At 37.7% G+C, this 17,379-nt stretch carries 16 protein-coding genes; 12 read left to right on the forward strand and 4 right to left on the reverse strand.

What is annotated here, in order from left to right:
- Positions 1-218: 218 nt before the first annotated feature.
- On the forward strand, positions 219-644 hold the full coding sequence (locus NST46_RS15475) for an acyl-CoA thioesterase (protein ID WP_095308824.1): 426 nt from the start codon (positions 219-221) through the stop codon (positions 642-644).
- Positions 644-943, forward strand: a complete 300-nt coding sequence (locus NST46_RS15480) for a hypothetical protein (protein WP_095308826.1) — start codon at positions 644-646, stop codon at positions 941-943. The genes NST46_RS15475 and NST46_RS15480 overlap by 1 nt, the downstream gene beginning before the upstream one ends.
- An 81-nt stretch (positions 944-1,024) precedes the next feature.
- Here NST46_RS15480 and NST46_RS15485 read toward each other — a convergent pair whose 3' ends face one another.
- From NST46_RS15485 to plsY, 4 genes are all read right to left on the reverse strand, one after another.
- On the reverse strand, positions 1,025-1,312 hold the full coding sequence (locus NST46_RS15485) for a HesB/YadR/YfhF family protein (protein WP_095308828.1): 288 nt from the start codon (positions 1,310-1,312) through the stop codon (positions 1,025-1,027).
- Positions 1,313-1,423: 111 nt separating this feature from the next.
- A complete protein-coding gene (yidD, locus tag NST46_RS15490) occupies positions 1,424-1,645 on the reverse strand; it encodes a membrane protein insertion efficiency factor YidD (protein ID WP_095308830.1) in 222 nt (73 codons plus the stop codon).
- 5 nt (positions 1,646-1,650) lie between these two features.
- Positions 1,651-2,586, reverse strand: a complete 936-nt coding sequence (folE2, locus tag NST46_RS15495) for a GTP cyclohydrolase FolE2 (protein ID WP_095308832.1) — start codon at positions 2,584-2,586, stop codon at positions 1,651-1,653.
- 94 nt (positions 2,587-2,680) lie between these two features.
- Complete coding sequence (gene plsY, locus NST46_RS15500; RefSeq protein ID WP_095308834.1) at positions 2,681-3,262, reverse strand: glycerol-3-phosphate 1-O-acyltransferase PlsY; 582 nt, start codon at positions 3,260-3,262, stop codon at positions 2,681-2,683.
- Positions 3,263-3,464: 202 nt separating this feature from the next.
- On the opposite strand from plsY, the gene NST46_RS15505 reads away from it, so the two are divergent.
- From NST46_RS15505 to NST46_RS15550, 10 genes are all read left to right on the forward strand, one after another.
- On the forward strand, positions 3,465-4,535 hold the full coding sequence (locus NST46_RS15505; RefSeq protein WP_341137448.1) for an ABC transporter ATP-binding protein: 1,071 nt from the start codon (positions 3,465-3,467) through the stop codon (positions 4,533-4,535).
- Entirely contained in the window at positions 4,528-6,054 is a 1,527-nt protein-coding gene (locus NST46_RS15510) for an ABC transporter permease/substrate-binding protein (protein ID WP_303449752.1), read from the forward strand. Before NST46_RS15505 ends, NST46_RS15510 begins: the two co-directional genes overlap by 8 nt.
- Positions 6,055-6,067: 13 nt before the next feature.
- Complete coding sequence (locus NST46_RS15515) at positions 6,068-6,487, forward strand: CoA-binding protein (RefSeq protein WP_341137449.1); 420 nt, start codon at positions 6,068-6,070, stop codon at positions 6,485-6,487.
- A 405-nt stretch (positions 6,488-6,892) separates the two neighbouring features.
- Positions 6,893-8,848, forward strand: coding sequence for a DNA topoisomerase IV subunit B (gene parE / locus NST46_RS15520; protein WP_341137450.1), 1,956 nt, complete (start codon positions 6,893-6,895; stop codon positions 8,846-8,848).
- A 243-nt stretch (positions 8,849-9,091) separates the two neighbouring features.
- Positions 9,092-11,542: a DNA topoisomerase IV subunit A gene (gene parC, locus NST46_RS15525; protein ID WP_095308844.1), complete on the forward strand. Its 2,451-nt coding sequence runs from the start codon at positions 9,092-9,094 to the stop codon at positions 11,540-11,542.
- 594 nt (positions 11,543-12,136) lie between these two features.
- Positions 12,137-12,763 carry a TetR/AcrR family transcriptional regulator gene (locus NST46_RS15530; RefSeq protein WP_341137757.1) on the forward strand — a complete coding sequence of 209 codons (627 nt, stop codon included), beginning with the start codon at positions 12,137-12,139 and terminating at the stop codon, positions 12,761-12,763.
- Positions 12,764-12,805: 42 nt separating this feature from the next.
- Complete coding sequence (locus NST46_RS15535) at positions 12,806-13,948, forward strand: acyl-CoA dehydrogenase family protein (RefSeq protein WP_095308853.1); 1,143 nt, start codon at positions 12,806-12,808, stop codon at positions 13,946-13,948.
- Positions 13,949-13,972: 24 nt separating this feature from the next.
- Positions 13,973-15,607 carry an AMP-binding protein gene (locus NST46_RS15540; RefSeq protein WP_118890418.1) on the forward strand — a complete coding sequence of 545 codons (1,635 nt, stop codon included), beginning with the start codon at positions 13,973-13,975 and terminating at the stop codon, positions 15,605-15,607.
- A gap of 10 nt (positions 15,608-15,617) precedes the next feature.
- A complete protein-coding gene (locus tag NST46_RS15545) occupies positions 15,618-16,958 on the forward strand; it encodes an acetyl-CoA carboxylase biotin carboxylase subunit (protein WP_341137451.1) in 1,341 nt (446 codons plus the stop codon).
- Between the two features lie 23 nt (positions 16,959-16,981).
- Complete coding sequence (locus NST46_RS15550) at positions 16,982-17,194, forward strand: acetyl-CoA carboxylase biotin carboxyl carrier protein subunit (protein WP_095308858.1); 213 nt, start codon at positions 16,982-16,984, stop codon at positions 17,192-17,194.
- Positions 17,195-17,379: the final 185 nt, after the last annotated feature.

Genomic DNA, 17,379 nt, shown 5'->3' on the forward strand with positions numbered 1-17,379 from the left:
AAAAATATACACATCCTGTGTAACACTGGTAGTCAAAACTATGCCGCTTCGAACTTCGACGCATAGGACGTGCTAGTGTCGGCGTCGCAAAAGGACATTGCAAACTTATCCGACCACGGTTCTTTTATTATCCTTTTTGAACACGCTTTACAAATCACTTTTTCTCATTTTTATGATACGATTAAGCAAGTGAGAAAATTAAGGGGAAGTGAAATGGAATGAAGAAAGTACGAACACCGTTGGAAGTAAGGTATCAAGAGACAGACCAAATGGGAGTTGTCTACCATGCGAATTATTTAGTGTGGTTTGAAATAGGGAGAACCAAATATATTGAAGCACTTGGACTTAGTTATGCTGCGATGGAAAAAGATAATGCTGTAGCTCCAGTACTCGATGCGCAAATTACGTTTAAGAAGCCCATTCGTTATGGTGAGGATGCCTATGTGGAAACATGGTTGGAGGATTATGATGGGCTGCGAACGGTATATGGTTATTACATTCTGGATTCTGCCGGTGATATTGCTGTAAGTGGATTTACAAAGCATGCGGTTGTGAAGAAGGATACATTTCGGCCGATGTCGTTAAGAAGGGCTTTTCCGGAATGGCATCTTGCGTATTCAGAGCAAATTAAGGGTGAACAATAATGGCATTTGGAATTAAAAGAAGTGAATTACTTGCTTGGAAGGATAATGTGGCAAATGGGGAAGTAGCTTTTCTGACACATTATTGGATAGATGAACGTTTTCCTGGCTGCAATACGGTAACAAAAGTGGGATGCAGTGACTTGGGAAAATTGGCAGCCTGGGGCAGAGCCTATGGACTTCGAGAAGAATGGGTTCATCAGGATGAGACATACCCACATTTTGATTTGTTTGGTGAGCGCCAGCTTGAAATACTGGAAAAAGAAAATCAATGGGAACAAATAGAACGTTTTAAATTGTAAGCATTTAAAGAAACCAGCATATTTTTAGTGAATAAAAAGACGATGATCAGAGCTACAATATCATGATCATCGTCTTTATAATTATACATACTCTATAATCGGTTCATTCCGTTTTTTATCTAAACGCACTGCCAAATCGCTGTTCTCAAAATACCACGCATCAGCCTCTTCGATATAAAGCGTAATATTCTCCACTTCTGTGGATGCATAAATTGCTTTGGGTTTATCTAGTTTGACTCCAAGGGAAAATCCAGGAATCTTACCGCCGACCCCTCCATATCGAACGAAAAAACGTAATTGAGCTGTGTCTTCAATATCCAATTCTTCTTTATACCATTTTGCGGCTTCCGTGCTGACTGTTAGGTTCAATAAAGACAACTCCCTTTGTTAGTAAATACTATTTGTTTTTCTTGGCAGATAACAAAGTACAAAAAACTTTTTTATCTGCATAGGTAACTAGTTTGGTGGATGCCAAGCTTACTATTCCTTTTTCTCTGGTACATAGTCAACTCCACCAGGATGAAATGGGTGACATTTGCTAATTCTTTTTATCGTTAAATATGATCCTTTTATTGCGCCAAAACGCTTAAATGCTTCAAGTCCGTATTCAGAACACGTAGGATAGAACCTACATGTTGAAGGGGTAAAAGGACTGATTGCAGCTCGGTAAAATTTTATAAGCCCGATAAATAAATATTTCATCGCTGCTACTCGATTTCAGCGTTTTGCTTATCAAAGGTAATGGATGCAATTGCATCATGTAGATGAATCGATTCCTCATTTCTACAAGAGACATTGAATTTTGTGACAAAAGGCAACTCGTATAAATCGGCTGCAACTAAACGAACTATATCTTCGACGAATCGAGGGTTTTCATATGCTTGCTCTGTTACCATTTTCTCATCTGGTCGTTTAAGTACAGGATGAATTCTAGCACTTGCATTACTTTCCGCTGCTTGTAAGAGTGTTTCCTTCCAATCTGTTTTGTTTTCATCAAAGTCATCAGAAAGGGTGATATCCATTGCTACTTCGCCACGCTGATTATGCGCGCTATACTCACTAATCTCTTTTGAGCAAGGGCATAGTGTTGTAATCAAAGCAGATAAAGCTACATTCACAGATGTTCCTTTCGCTTGCTTGTAGGTTACGCGAATTGAAGCATTTGCATGATTTAACCCTGCAAGATTGGAGCTTGGACCTTTTCGTTCGTAAAACCAAGGGAAGTCCACTTCGATGGTTGCATCCTTTTGCTCAAGGCGTTCAGCCAATTCTTTTGCAAAAGATTTTAAATTAGCTAATGTGATGTTGAATCCTTGCTCATGGTATTGATTTAATTGTTCCATAAACCGGCTCATATTCGTCCCTTTACTCGTATTAGCTAAACTGGACGAAAATTTGAATGTACCTATACTTGTTTGAAAGCCAGGGTTCATGTTGCTTTCAATTGTAATTGGGTATTTTACATTGGAAATCCCGACTACATTCAGATCAAAAAGAAAGTCTTTCTTTGTATTTTGCAGGTCTGCCATTTTACTCTTTTCAACAGGTTTTGTTCTTTCTGCTGGTTGGACAGAACCAAATAATTTATGACGTTGTTCTTTCGTCGGTAATTGCTTTAGCGGGAATATTTTGGTGTGTTGCAATATATAAGTCCCCTTTCAAATTCTCAAGTAATGATAAGTATACTGAATGGATATTTATTATTCAATTTATTGGATTGGAATGGTGATTATTGTATTACATCCATTTTATTTTAGGTTCCGTTCCATTGCGAATACGTTTGATATTTTCCAAATGCCTGTAGAAAACAAAAGCTGTTAGTAAGGCAACGACAATAATCAATCCGATGTCTTTAAAGAAGATTGATACAAAAACACTAATCACTCCAGTAACCATGGATGATAATGATACATATTTAGAAAGATATAAGGATGAGATAAAAGTGACAATCATGATTAAAAATAACAATGGATATATACCTAAAATAATGCCACCAGAAGTCGCAACAGCTTTCCCACCTTTAAATCGTGCAAATAAAGGGTACATATGTCCAATAACTGCGAAAACTCCAATTGCAAGTCGATAAATCTCCACATCAAATAATAATGGGACTAGTGTTGCTGCTGTTCCTTTTAAAATATCTGCTAATGTTACAATAATTCCTGCTTTTATACCGAGGACGCGAAATGTATTGGTAGCTCCGAGGTTGCCACTTCCATGCTCCCGAATATCCATTTTGTAACCAATTTTACCTACTAGCAGTGCTGATGGTATAGAGCCTAATAAATAAGCAATAATAGCAAATACGATATATTCCATATTTTTTCCTACTTTCATTATTAAATTAAATGATTTTTTTGATTGATGTGATGTACTATCGTTTATTTTAGCATGAACCGTAAAGATAAAGAACCTAAAATATGAACTATTATACGATAACGATTTAAGAATTAAAATGTTTATAAAAAAGAAAAGAGGGTATTACCCTAAAAGTAGACTTTGAATAACGAGGAGCAAAGCCATGATCGAATTTAAAAATGTACATAAAGTATATCCAGATGGAACGGAAGCAATTAAAGATTTTTCGCTAGAAATTAAAGAGGGGGAACTGCTGACATTAATTGGACCCAGCGGATGTGGAAAGACAACAACGATGAAAATGATTAATCGATTAATTGATCCCACATCAGGATCAATATACATAAATGGTAAAGCTATTACAGATTATAACATACACGAATTAAGATGGAATATTGGTTATGTTCTTCAGCAAATTGCATTATTCCCCCATATGTCAATTGCTGAAAATATTGCAGTAGTTCCTGAAATGAAAAAATGGAAAAAGCAAGAAATTGTAAGTCGAAGCCATGATCTTCTTGATATGGTTGGTTTAGATCCATCGACATTCGGGAATCGTATGCCGGGAGAACTTTCTGGAGGACAGCAGCAACGGATTGGTGTCATTCGTGCACTCGCTGCTGATCCAGATATTATATTAATGGACGAACCATTTAGTGCTCTGGATCCGATCAGTAGAGAACAACTACAAAACGATATTCAGAAATTACAGAAGGAAATTAAGAAGACAATTGTATTTGTAACCCATGACATGGATGAAGCATTGAAGTTAGGTGATCGTATTTGTTTAATGAAGAACGGTAAAATGGTTCAGGTAGACAAAGCGGAACAATTAGTTTTAAACCCAGCTAATAATTTTGTTAAAGATTTTCTCGGAAATAAAAAATCCCCATGGCAAACAGAAGTTGGGGGGATTGCAGATCAACAGATGGATGCAATTATAACGAAATCCATTTACGAGTCACAGACTTTTCCACGTCAGGGAACCTATATCGTAATCGATGAAAATAGTCATTATGTAGATATGGTTAGAAATGGCAGTGTGTTTCATGGAAAGACGATTCAACACGATATGCCATTGTATCAAGCTGTTGAGTTACTTCAGGAAAGTGATCAGACACTGTTCCCTGTTTTGAATAGACAACAAGTTGTTGGCATTTTAACTTATCCACAAATTGTTTCATTCCTAAAAAGTAAAACAGATACAGAAAATGGGGTGACACATATTGGATAATTTTATTGCTGTTTTCAAGCAACGACAAGATATGCTTTGGCAAACGATTATGGAACATCTGCAGATCTCCTTGATCTCATTAATTATTGCAATTGTTATTGCAGTTCCATTAGGATTGCTTTTGACTAGGTATCCTAAAGCAGCAGAGCCCGTAATTGGCATTTCAGCTGTTTTGCAGACAATACCGAGTCTTGCTGTACTGGCATTTCTTATTCCGTTCTTTGGGATAGGTACTACACCTGCAATTATTGCATTAATTCTTTATGCTTTATTACCAATTCTAAGAAATACATATACCGGTATTAAAGAAGTAAATCCTGCGCTAAAAGAAGCTGCTACTGGAATGGGAATGAATTCCTTCCGACGTTTAACTAAAATTGAATTACCAATTGCCATGCCAGTAATTATGGCTGGGATCCGAACGTCTATGGTCTTAATCGTGGGTACGACAACAATTGCTGCTTTAATTGGTGCTGGAGGATTAGGTGAAATTATTTTACTAGGATTAGATCGTGGTGCAGATATTCATCTAATATTACTTGGAGCGATACCTGCAGCATTGCTTGCAATTATATTGGATATGATATTGCGTATTTTTGAACGTTTTTCAAAAAAAGCAGGTTTAAAATCTTTTATAGCTATGCTTGTACTTGTAGTTCTAATCGTCGTCACGCCACTTATTTTTAATGGAACTAAACAGGATGATCTTGTTATTGGTGGAAAATTGGGATCTGAACCGGCTATACTTATGAATATGTACAAATTGCTAATTGAAGAAGACACAGACCTTGAAGTTGGATTGGAGCCAAATCTCGGGAAAACTGCCTTTGTTTTTAGTGCACTGCAAGAGGGGAGTATTGATATTTTCCCAGAATTTACTGGAACTGCTATCGTAACACACTTAGAAGACCAAGCAGCAAGCAATGATGCTATGGAAGTTTATGAACAGGCAAAACAAGGGATGAAAGAGGAATTTGGCATGGAATTGCTTATGCCAATGGAATATAATAATACGTACACCGTAGCAACGACAAAAGAATTGGCGGAAAGATACGATCTTGAAGAAATTGGTGATTTAAAACAAATTGAGAATGAGATTACTGCTGGGTTTACATTAGAATTTAACGATCGTTATGATGGATACGTGGGAATGCAAGACTTATATAATCTTCAAATCGCAGACGTAAAAACAATGGAACCAGGAATAAGAGAATCTGCGCTATCAAACGGTGAGGTTGACATCATTGATGCTTATGCCACGGATAGTTATATGGTAGAATTGGATTTAGTAACATTATCCGATCCAGAGAATCTATTTCCACCATATCAAGGTGCTCCTCTATTGCGTGAGGATACATTAGAGGAATACCCGGAACTACGAGATATTTTAAATCAGCTCGCTGGAAAAATAACGGATGATGAAATGCGTGAAATGAATTATCAAGTGGATTATGAAGATGAATCGCCAGAAGAAGTTGCAAGGGAATACTTAATACGAGAAGGTTTGATAACAAATTAAGGAGGGTGTTCAGGTGGCTTGGGAAAATCCAGCAAATGATGAATTAAAAGAAATATTAGAATCAGCAAAAACGATTGCAGTAGTAGGACTATCTAATAATCAAGATAAAACAGCCTATCAAATTGCAAAAATTATGCAGGAGGTCGGATATCGAATTATTCCTGTTAATCCGACAGTGGAAGAGGTGCTTGGTGAGAAGGCATATTCTTCGCTAACGGCTATTCCAGACAAGATTGATATTATAAACATTTTTAGAAGACCAGAGTATTTACCAGAAATTGCGAAAGAAGCAGCAGAGACTGATTGTCGTATTTTTTGGGCCCAGCAAGGAATTGTCAATGAAGAAGCCTATCATTACCTAAAAGAAAGAGATTTTACCGTAATTATGGATCTTTGCATTAAAGTGGTGCATGCTGTGCTTGTTAAAAAATAATGGTCAACAATTTAAAAAATGCTTGAAAAGGATGACGAACTTATGTCATCCTTTTTATTGGCAATTAAGCAAATAAACATTCGTCCACAGGGTTTCAAATGCGATTATAACTAAGAAAAAAACAATGCAAGTACGGGGGATATATTTACTTTTTCTTCCAAATTTAGTATGTTTACAATTTCACACGATTTAAAATTACGTAGGGAATATATAGCACGTATAGAATGTTTTTTAGCTGTTTTATGCATTAAAATGGCAATTGTAGTATACTTATTAGCATATTCTGCGATATGATGATTGAATAGAAGGTGTCTTATAAAAAAATGATTAATTTACAATTACGAACAATTGTTCTATTATAAAGAAAGTGGATTGTTTTTGTTTTTGAAAGGAGTAGTGGATTGATTGAATAATGAATTCCAATATTCGGATGATTCCATCCAAGTTCTAGAGGGTCTTGACGCTGTTAGAAAAAGACCAGGAATGTATATAGGAAGTACAGACAGCCGTGGGCTGCACCACCTTGTTTTTGAAATTGTGGATAATGCTGTTGATGAAGCTTTAGCAGGCTATGGAAATGAAATTAAAGTAACGATACATAAAGATAATAGTATTTCTGTTCAGGACAGTGGACGCGGTATACCCACCGGAATGCATAGCACTGGCAAACCGACAACCGAGGTTATTTTTACGGTGCTCCATGCAGGTGGAAAGTTTGGACAAGGTGGATATAAAACAAGTGGTGGATTACATGGTGTAGGATCATCCGTAGTAAACGCATTATCCGAATGGTTGGACGTAACAATACATCGGGACGGGTTTATATATTATCAGCGTTTTGAGGCTGGTGGAAAACCAGTTAGCTCGCTTGAAAAAAGAGGTCCAACAAGGAAGAAAGGAACTACTATTCATTTTAAGCCAGACCCGACGATTTTTAGTACAACAGATTATGATTTTGAGACCATTTCGGAACGTTTGCGTGAGTCTGCATTTTTATTAAAAGGTTTAAAAATAGAACTTATTGATGAGCGAAATAATGAAAAGGAATTATATGAGTTTCCAGATGGCCTCGTTTCCTTTGTCGAATATGTAAATGAAGAGAAGGATACATTACATCCAGTTGTATCTTTTGAAGGGGAACAGCATGGGTTAGAGGTCGAGTTTGCGTTTCAATTTAATGATGGTTATGCAGAGAGCATGCTTTCTTTCGTTAACCATGTTCGTACAAGAGATGGTGGAACACACGAATCTGGTGCGCGAAGTGCCATTACGAGAACATTCAATGAATATGCTAGAAGAATAGGTACATTAAAAGAGAAGGATAAAAATCTAGAAGGTACAGATATACGAGAAGGACTTACTGCAATTATTTCTGTTCGAGTGCCTGAGGATAAGCTTCAATTTGAAGGGCAAACGAAAGGCAAATTAGGCACTATTGAAGCTCGATCTGTTGTTGATGCAGTCGTATCTGAAAATCTAAATTATTTTCTAGAAGAAAACCCAGATGTATCTGGCATGCTCGTTAAGAAAGCAATAAAGGCGAAAGAAGCCCGCGAAGCAGCTCGTAAAGCACGTGAGGATGCAAGGTCAGGTAAAAAACGTAAAAGAAAAGATACGATTCTTAGTGGAAAGCTCACACCGGCACAATCGAAAAATCCACAAAGAAATGAACTCTACCTTGTTGAGGGTGATTCAGCAGGGGGTTCTGCTAAACAGGGAAGAGATAGAAAATTCCAGGCTGTTTTACCTTTGCGCGGAAAAGTAATTAATACAGAAAAAGCTAAGCTGCAAGACGTGTTTAAGAATGAAGAGATTTCAACTATTATCCATACAATTGGAGCTGGAGTTGGCGGGGACTTTGACTTGGATGATGTGCAATACGATAAAATTATTATTATGACGGATGCGGATACAGATGGTGCTCATATTCAAGTACTTTTATTAACGTTCTTTTATCGTTATATGCGTTCCCTTGTAGAAGCAGGAAAAGTATTTATCGCACTGCCGCCTCTATTTAAAATCTCTAAGGGTAAAGGAAAAAGTGAAAAAATTGTCTATGCTTGGGATGAGGCTGAAATGAAAGAAGCTCTTAAAGTGTTTAAAAATGGATACACGATTCAGCGTTATAAAGGTCTTGGTGAAATGAACGCTGACCAACTTTGGGAAACGACAATGAATCCAGAAACAAGAACATTAATCCGGGTAACCATTGAAGATATTGCAAGAGCAGAGCGTCGTGTAACAACATTAATGGGGGATAAAGTAGAGCCAAGAAGGAAATGGATAGAGGGACATGTTAAATTTGGTTTGGAAGAGGATACTAACATTTTAGAAAATGAAAGGATACATTCCGAACATTAAGTATATCGAATTTATTACGTATTAATGGGTTGTAATACCCCACGCTAAAATGGAGAGAAGTAAAAATGTGATGATGGGGTAAACATTCCGTAAGTTCCTGATTTTTTTCAAGGGCCTGCGGTTCTCCCTAGTGGTGCTGACATTAGTGGGAGAGAAAGTGAAACTCCCACTGAATTAAAGTTTCACTTTATAAAGCGATCCCAAAACAAGAATATAGATGGAAACAAGTAAGGGGGGATTGATTTGTCACAAACAGAAAAGTTTTTAGATCTTCCATTAGAAGAAGTAATTGGTGACAGATTTGGACGATACAGTAAATATATTATTCAAGACAGGGCTTTGCCAGATGCAAGGGATGGGCTAAAGCCAGTACAGCGAAGAATACTTTATGCGATGCATGAAGAGAAGAATACACATGATAAGCATTTCCGGAAATCAGCTAAAACGGTGGGTGTCGTTATTGGTAACTATCATCCACATGGTGATTCTTCAGTCTACGAGGCAATGGTTCGTTTAAGTCAAGATTGGAAAGTAAGAAATGTTTTGATTGAAATGCATGGGAATAACGGAAGTATTGATGGAGATCCACCGGCAGCTATGCGTTATACAGAAGCTAGGTTATCCAGTATCTCGTCAGAGCTTTTACGTGATATTGACAAGGAAACTGTTGAATTTATCCCAAACTTTGATGAAACGAGTTCTGAACCAGTTGTTCTACCAGCGAAATTTCCTAACCTGCTTGTGAATGGCTCGACAGGTATCTCTGCAGGTTATGCAACGGATATTCCCCCGCATAATTTAGCAGAGGTAATTGATGCTGTTATTATGCGTATGGATAATCCAGAAGTTACTGTTCAGGAATTGATGCAAGTAATGAAAGGTCCTGATTTTCCAACCGGAGGAATTATTCAAGGTATTGATGGTATCCGAAAGGCATATGAAACAGGTCGCGGTAAAATTATTATTCGTGGAAGGGCAGAGATTGAAGCTGTTCGAGGTAATCGAGAACAAATAGTCATTACGGACATACCGTATGAGGTCAATAAGGCCAATATGGTTAAGAAGATGGACGAGCTGCGAATCGATCGTAAAGTAGAAGGTATTGCAGAAGTACGAGATGAGACAGATCGTACTGGTTTACGTGTTGTTATTGAATTGAAACGAGATGCAGATAGTGAAGGCATTTTGAATTATTTTTATAAAAATACGGATTTGCAAGTGACCTATCATTTTAATATGGTTGCCATTCAGGACAAAACTCCGAAACTATTGTCATTACCTCAAATGCTAGATGCGTATATTGGGCATCAGAAAGATGTAGTTACAAGACAAACCAAATTTGATTTAAAAAAAGCCAGAGATCGTGCCCATATCGTAGAAGGCCTGATAAAGGCAATCTCTATTCTAGATGAATTAATTGCGACAATCCGTGCTTCAAAAGATAAATCTGATGCGAAGAAACAAATTATGGAAGCATACGGTTTTACAGAAGCGCAAGCAGAGGCAATTGTTACACTACAATTATACAGGCTGACAAATACGGATATTACACAACTACAAAGTGAAGCTGCCGAATTACTAAAAAGAATTGAACAATTAGAGGGTATTCTTAATAGTGAAAAGAAGCTACTTCAAACAATCAAAAAAGATTTGAAACAAATCAAAAAGACATTTGCTGAAGGTCGACGTACGATGATTGAAGCAGAAATTGAAGAGCTGAAAATCAATATTGAAGTAACTGTTGCAAGTGAGGATGTACTTGTTTCAGTAACGAAAGATGGATATATTAAACGCACAAGTTTGCGATCGTATAGTGCTTCAAATGGCGAAGATTTGGCCTTGAAGGAACATGATTATCCGATTAGTTTACTAGAAGTAAATACGACTGACAAAGTGCTTCTATTTACGAATAAAGGGAAATATTTGATCACTCCAGTTCACGAGCTTCCAGACATTCGTTGGAAAGACACTGGACAGCATGTATCAAATATTGCCCAGCTTGACAAGGATGAACGACTCATTCAATGTATTCCAGTACGCGATTTTAATGAGTCAATGAATTACCTGCTGTTCTTTACAAAAAACGGTATGGTAAAACGAAGCGAATTCAGTCTTTATGATGCGCAGCGGAAATCGAAAGCACTTATCGCATTAAATCTGAAAAATGGTGATGAGGTAGTTAATGTTTGTCAAACAGACGGAAATATGGATGTGTTCCTTGTTTCGAATAAAGGGTATGGATTATGGTACCATGAATCGGAAATCTCAGTAGTTGGACAGAGAGCTGCTGGCGTAAAAGCAATGATGCTCAAAGATGAGGAATTCATTGTTAATGGACAGGTATTTAATGAACTAACTAACCCTTCAATTGTTATTATTACACAGCGCGGAGCTTGCAAACGAATGAGAATGAGGGAATTTGAAAAATCAACTCGTGCTAAGCGTGGGTTAACCATGTTAAGAGAATTAAAAAGTAAGCCACATCGAATCAAAGGGTTTTTCGCAATAAATGAAAATGATACAATATGTTTTGAAACAAGTAATGGCAGTCTGCACAACTTATTCCCGCTTGAGTTATCTGCAAGCGATCGATCTAGTAATGGATCCTTTGTTATCGATTCGGATAACGAAGGTGAAGTAACTGAAGTGTGGAAAGAAGCGGTTTATCAAAAACCATTTGATGAAATAGAATAAAATTTCAGGGGTAGCTTTTAAGCTGCCCCTATTTAATGTTGTTTAACATTATTATTTCTAGTACTGAAAATATATAAACTGTGGATTAGTGTATTTAAATGGATTGTGCGTCTACCCGCTCCGGAAATATAATTCGCGCATCCAAAGGGGAGCTGGTGAGCCTCCTTGTGCTGCCGGACTGCGTAGTCTCACCGATGCTCTTCTTCCCACAGGAGTCTACGTATATTTCCTCCGCTAGTATATGCTCACCAATTATTACTTGTGGAATTAAAAACAATATCGATGCGCTACCAGTCCGGGTGAGCGGAGGGCGGTGACTCCAGTGGGAACAGCACGTGTCTGAAGACTCACCGGAAGCGGGTTTCTTCCGGAGCCGTGCCCACGGAAAGCATCCGCCCGAAGCGGTCCCGGAAGGCGATTATTGCACATACTTGAAGCAAACAGCCGGGAAGTTAGTTTGGAGTTTCTTTCAAATCTAATTCAATGAACCAACTTTATTTATAACTATGAAAACACTTTCTAAATTCAGATTAGTATGGTAAAGTAAGAGTAAATTTATTGAAGGAGGGCTTATAAACGGAATTACGAAATAAAATCATCCAGTCGTCTTTAATTTTATTTGAACAATACGGGTTTCATGGAGTTAGTGTGAATCAGATTGTTGAAAATGTAGGTACTTCTAAAGGTGGATTTTATCATCATTTCACCTCTAAAGATGAATTATTATTTGAAATTCACGATACATTTATAACGCATGTATTAGAAAAAGGGGTTTACGCATATGAAACGCATCATTCACCAACCCAAAAATTAAAAGCAATTGTGAAAGAATTTGTAAACGTTTTCGGCCTGTATAAAGCACATATTTCTGTCTTTTATCAGGAGAGTACGTATTTAAAGCAACAATATCAAAGGTCAGTGAAAGACAAAAGGGATCAATTCAAACAAATTGTCATGCGAACAATTGAAGAGGGAAAGAAGTCTGGTGAGTTTCGAGAAGAACTGTCCGTTGAAATTACAACAATGGCAATCTTAGGAATGGTGAACTGGATTTATAAGTGGTACCGGCAATCAGGTGCAAACACGATGGATGAAATTGGAGATATCTTTGTTGATTTAATTTTGCATGCAGTTCTCCAAACAGAAACGATTTCTAAAGATAATTATAAAGAAATACTGTTAGACTTGCCATTCTTTGCAAAAGGGAATCGAAATGGCTAAAACAGACCAACTAGTCGGTCTTAACTTATGAGGGGGAATAGCATGAATTTCGAATTAACGAAAGAACAAGCGATGATTAAGAAGATGGTTCGAGACTTTGCTGAAGAAGTCATCCGACCAAGAGCAGTTGAAATTGACACGAAAGCAGAATTTCCAAGCGATATTTTTGATCAAATGGGGGAGCTTGGCTTACTAGGAATTCCGTTTCCAGATGAGTATGGTGGATCTGGGGGAGATACAGTTTCTTATGCGTTAGCAGTGGAAGAGATTGGGCGTGTATGTGGAAGTACTGGATTAAGTTATGCTGCGGCAGTTTCTCTTGGTGCAAGTCCACTCTATTATTTCGGAACTGACGAGCAAAAAGAAACCTATTTAAAGCCCCTTGCTTCAGGGAAAGCGCTTGGATCATTTGGATTAACCGAACCAAATGCTGGATCAGATGCAGGAGGAACGAAAACGACCGCGATAATTGATGGAGAAGATTATATCATTAATGGTGAAAAATGCTTTATTACGAATGCAAGCTTTGCCAAAATCATTATTGTAACCGCTGTCACTGGTAAAAATGAACAAGGAAAAAGCATGATCTCTTCAATTATTGTTCCTGCAGATACGAAAGGGGTTACGATAACGAGCAATTACGATAAGATGGGGGTTCGCGGGTCGGATACGGCTGAAATTGTACTTGAAAATGTTCGTGTGCCAAGAACAAATGTATTGGGAGAAGAACATAAAGGTTTCAATCAATTTCTCTATACCTTAGATGGAGGGAGAATTTCAATTGCAGCACTTGGACTTGGAATAGCGCAAGCATCACTTGATAAAGCACTAGCATATGCAAAAGACCGGAAGCAGTTCGGTAATTCAATTTCTAAATTCCAAGCGATCCAATTCAAGCTTGCTGATATGGCAATGGAAGTTGAGCTTGCAAGAAATATGGTGCATAAAGCTGCATGGTTAAAGGATCAAGGAAAGCCTTTTGGAAAAGAAGCCGCATATGCCAAACTGTTTGCGAGTGAAACAGCATTCCGCTCAGCAAATCAAGCGATCCAAATTCATGGGGGCTATGGTTATATGCGTGAATATGAGGTGGAACGCTATTTACGTGATGCAAAGCTACTAGAAATTGGAGAAGGAACGTCTGAGGTTCAACGATTGGTTATTGCTAGAGAACTAGGCTGCTAGTCCAGATTAGAAAGGGGAGAATTCATGTCATTATTAGGCTTAACTGTTGGTGAGCTGCTTGAAAAACAGGTGGATTTATATCCAAATCATGAAGCAATCGTCTATCCAGAATTAAAATTACGGAAAACATATTCGGAATTTAATGAAATGGTCAACCAAGCCGCAAAAGGATTGATGGCCCTAGGTATTCAAAAAGGGGAAAATGTAGCAATATGGGCTGATAATAAACCAGAATGGATTACATCGCAATTTGCAACCGGCAAAATGGGAGCTGTCCTTGTAACGGTAAATACAAATTATCAAGCGAATGAATTAACATATTTACTAAAGCAGTCTGAAGCAACAACCTTAATAATGGCCGAAAGCTATAAAGGAACATCCTATGTTGATATTTTAAAACAGCTATGCCCCGAGTTAGGAGTTCAGGAAAAAGGAAAATTACGGTTAGAAACATTACCAAACTTAAAAAATATCATTGTAATTAGTGATGCGGAATATCATTATGCCTATACGTGGAAGGAAGTCATTGCAAAAGGTAATGGTATCAATAATGTTCATTTAGAGCAACGGAAACAATCGCTGAACGAAGATGATGTCATTAACATGCAATATACATCAGGAACTACTGGATTTCCAAAAGGGGTTATGCTAACACATCGAAACATTGTCAACAACGGCAATCAGATTGCTGATTGCATGAAGCTTACTCCTAACGATCGATTATGCATACCAGTACCGTTTTTCCATTGTTTTGGCTGTGTATTAGGCATACTTGCTGCGGTATCCAAAGGTACAACGATGGTTATACTGGAGCAATTTCACGCAGAGAAGGTATTGCAAGCTGTTTCAGAAGAAAAATGCACGGGACTTCATGGCGTTCCTACAATGTTCATTGCAGAATTAAATCATCCTCGTTTTCATGAATTTGATCTGTCCCATTTGCGAACAGGTATTATGGCGGGATCAACTTGTCCAGTAGAAGTAATGTCCAATGTGATGAATAAAATGGGCGCAAAAGAAATTACAATTGCTTATGGTCAAACAGAATCGTCACCGGTGATATCACAAACAAGAACAGACGATCCAATTGAATTGAAAGTAAATACGGTTGGAAAACCACACCCTAATGTGGAAGTAAAAATCGTTATACCTGGAACGGATACAGAACAAGAAATCGGTGTTCCAGGTGAGCTGCTAACTCGAGGGTATCTTGTGATGAAAGGCTATTACAATAATCCCGAGGCAACGAGGGAAGCCATTGATAAGGAAGGTTGGCTTCATACCGGTGATTTAGCGGTGTTGCATAAAAATGGCTATATTGAAATAACTGGACGAATGAAAGATATGATTATACGCGGCGGAGAGAATATTTACCCACGAGAGATTGAGGAGTTTTTATATCAGCATCCAGACATTCTAGATGTACAAGTAATCGGAGTACCTGATGAAAAATATGGAGAGCAAGTCATGGCTTGGATTATTTTAAAGGATAATAAACAGATAACAAGCGAAGAAATTAAAGATTATTGTAATGGGAAAATATCGAGGCACAAGATACCCAAGTATATCGAATTTGTCGATGTATATCCAATGACAGCTAGCGGGAAGATACAGAAGTTTAAATTAAGAGAGATTGCGATGCAGCAACTTCAATCCTAGGGGGGAGCATATGATAAAAAAGGTGCTTATTGCAAATCGAGGAGAAATTGCAGCACGAATTATTCGCACATGTAAGAAATTAGGAATTCAAACAGTAGCTATTTATTCAGAAGCAGATCAAGAGGCTCCATATGTATCGATGGCGGATCAGAGCTTTTTGGTTGGAGCTCCACGTGTAAATGAGAGCTATTTAAATGTTGAACGGATAATTGCTGTCGCAAAAGAAGCGAAAGCCTGCGCGATTCATCCTGGATATGGTTTTCTTAGTGAGAATGAAGCATTTGCTAATCGCTGTTTGGAAGAAGGATTGATATTCATTGGACCAACAGGGAGCGTCATAAAGCAGATGGGAAGTAAAATAGCGGCAAGAAATGCAATGAATAAAATTGGCATTCCTGTTGTGCCCGGAACGGATGAAGCGATTGCGGCGATAGAGGACGCAGTAAAAATGGCAGAGAAAATTGGTTATCCAATTATGCTCAAGGCCTCGGCTGGGGGTGGCGGAATCGGTATGCAGGTTGTTTACTCAGAAGAAGAGCTGGCCAAAGCATTTGAAGGGAATTCAAAGCGTGCACATACATTTTTCGGTGATGGATCCATGTTTATGGAAAAGAAAATTGAAAATGCCCGCCATATTGAAATACAAATTTTAGCAGATCATCACGGAAATGCAATTCATTTATATGAACGTGAATGTTCGATACAGCGTCGAAATCAGAAAGTTATTGAAGAGGCTCCGTCACAGTTTATTTCAGAATCCACAAGACAGCGTATGGGCGAAGCTGCAGTTAAAGCTGTCAAGGCACTTGAGTACACCAATGCAGGGACGATTGAATTTCTAGTTGATGAATTAGAAAATTTTTACTTTTTGGAAATGAATACAAGAATTCAAGTTGAACATCCCATAACTGAAGAAATTACAGGAATTGATATTGTGGAAGAGCAACTACACATTGCTTCCGGTAAGGCATTAACAATTAAACAAACAGATTTGCAAATAGATGGTCATGCGATTGAAGCGAGAATTTATGCAGAAAATCCAGTTACGTTCTTCCCTTCACCAGGTCATATTTCTCATATTGAATTACCTGAGGGACCGAATATACGGAATGAAGTAGGTGTGACTGCCGATTATGATGTAACACCGTTTTATGACCCAATGATTGGAAAATTAATTGTAAAAGGGTCTAATCGCAAAGAAGCAATCGCTATATTAAAGGAAGCTTTATCCAGTTATAAAATCGATGGAATTAAAACAAATATTCCTATGTTGCAAGAGATTGTACAGCATGAACAATTTATAAAAGGAAACACAACGACAGCTTTTATTGAAAAATTCTATCATAAATAAAGGAAACTGAGGAGGATACGGATATGCAAGAAGTGAAAGCGAGTATGGCAGGGAATGTATGGAAAATTGTAGTGGCTGTAGGAGAACAAGTGGAAGAAGGTCAGGATATTGTAATACTTGAGTCCATGAAAATGGAGATACCAATTGCAGCGGAAGCATCTGGGGTAGTAAAAGAATTAAAAGTTGCAGAGGGTGATTTTGTAAATGATGAAGATGTTCTTGCCGTTATTGAATAGGTTAGAAAATAACTAGGCTGCTTCATAGAAGTGAAACTTCATTCTTCACACATATTATTTCCCTCTTGTTTAGAGGTGGGAGTATAACAGACCATTAATGCATGAAAAAAAATGGCACGGACAGGTTGTGAAGGAAATGCAGATGATTGCGATTAGAATAAAAATAAGCCTAAAATAAACCTTCT

Origin of the sequence: Oceanobacillus sp. FSL W7-1309, from assembly GCF_038002145.1 — a bacterium.
GTDB lineage: Bacteria > Bacillota > Bacilli > Bacillales > Amphibacillaceae > Oceanobacillus > Oceanobacillus profundus.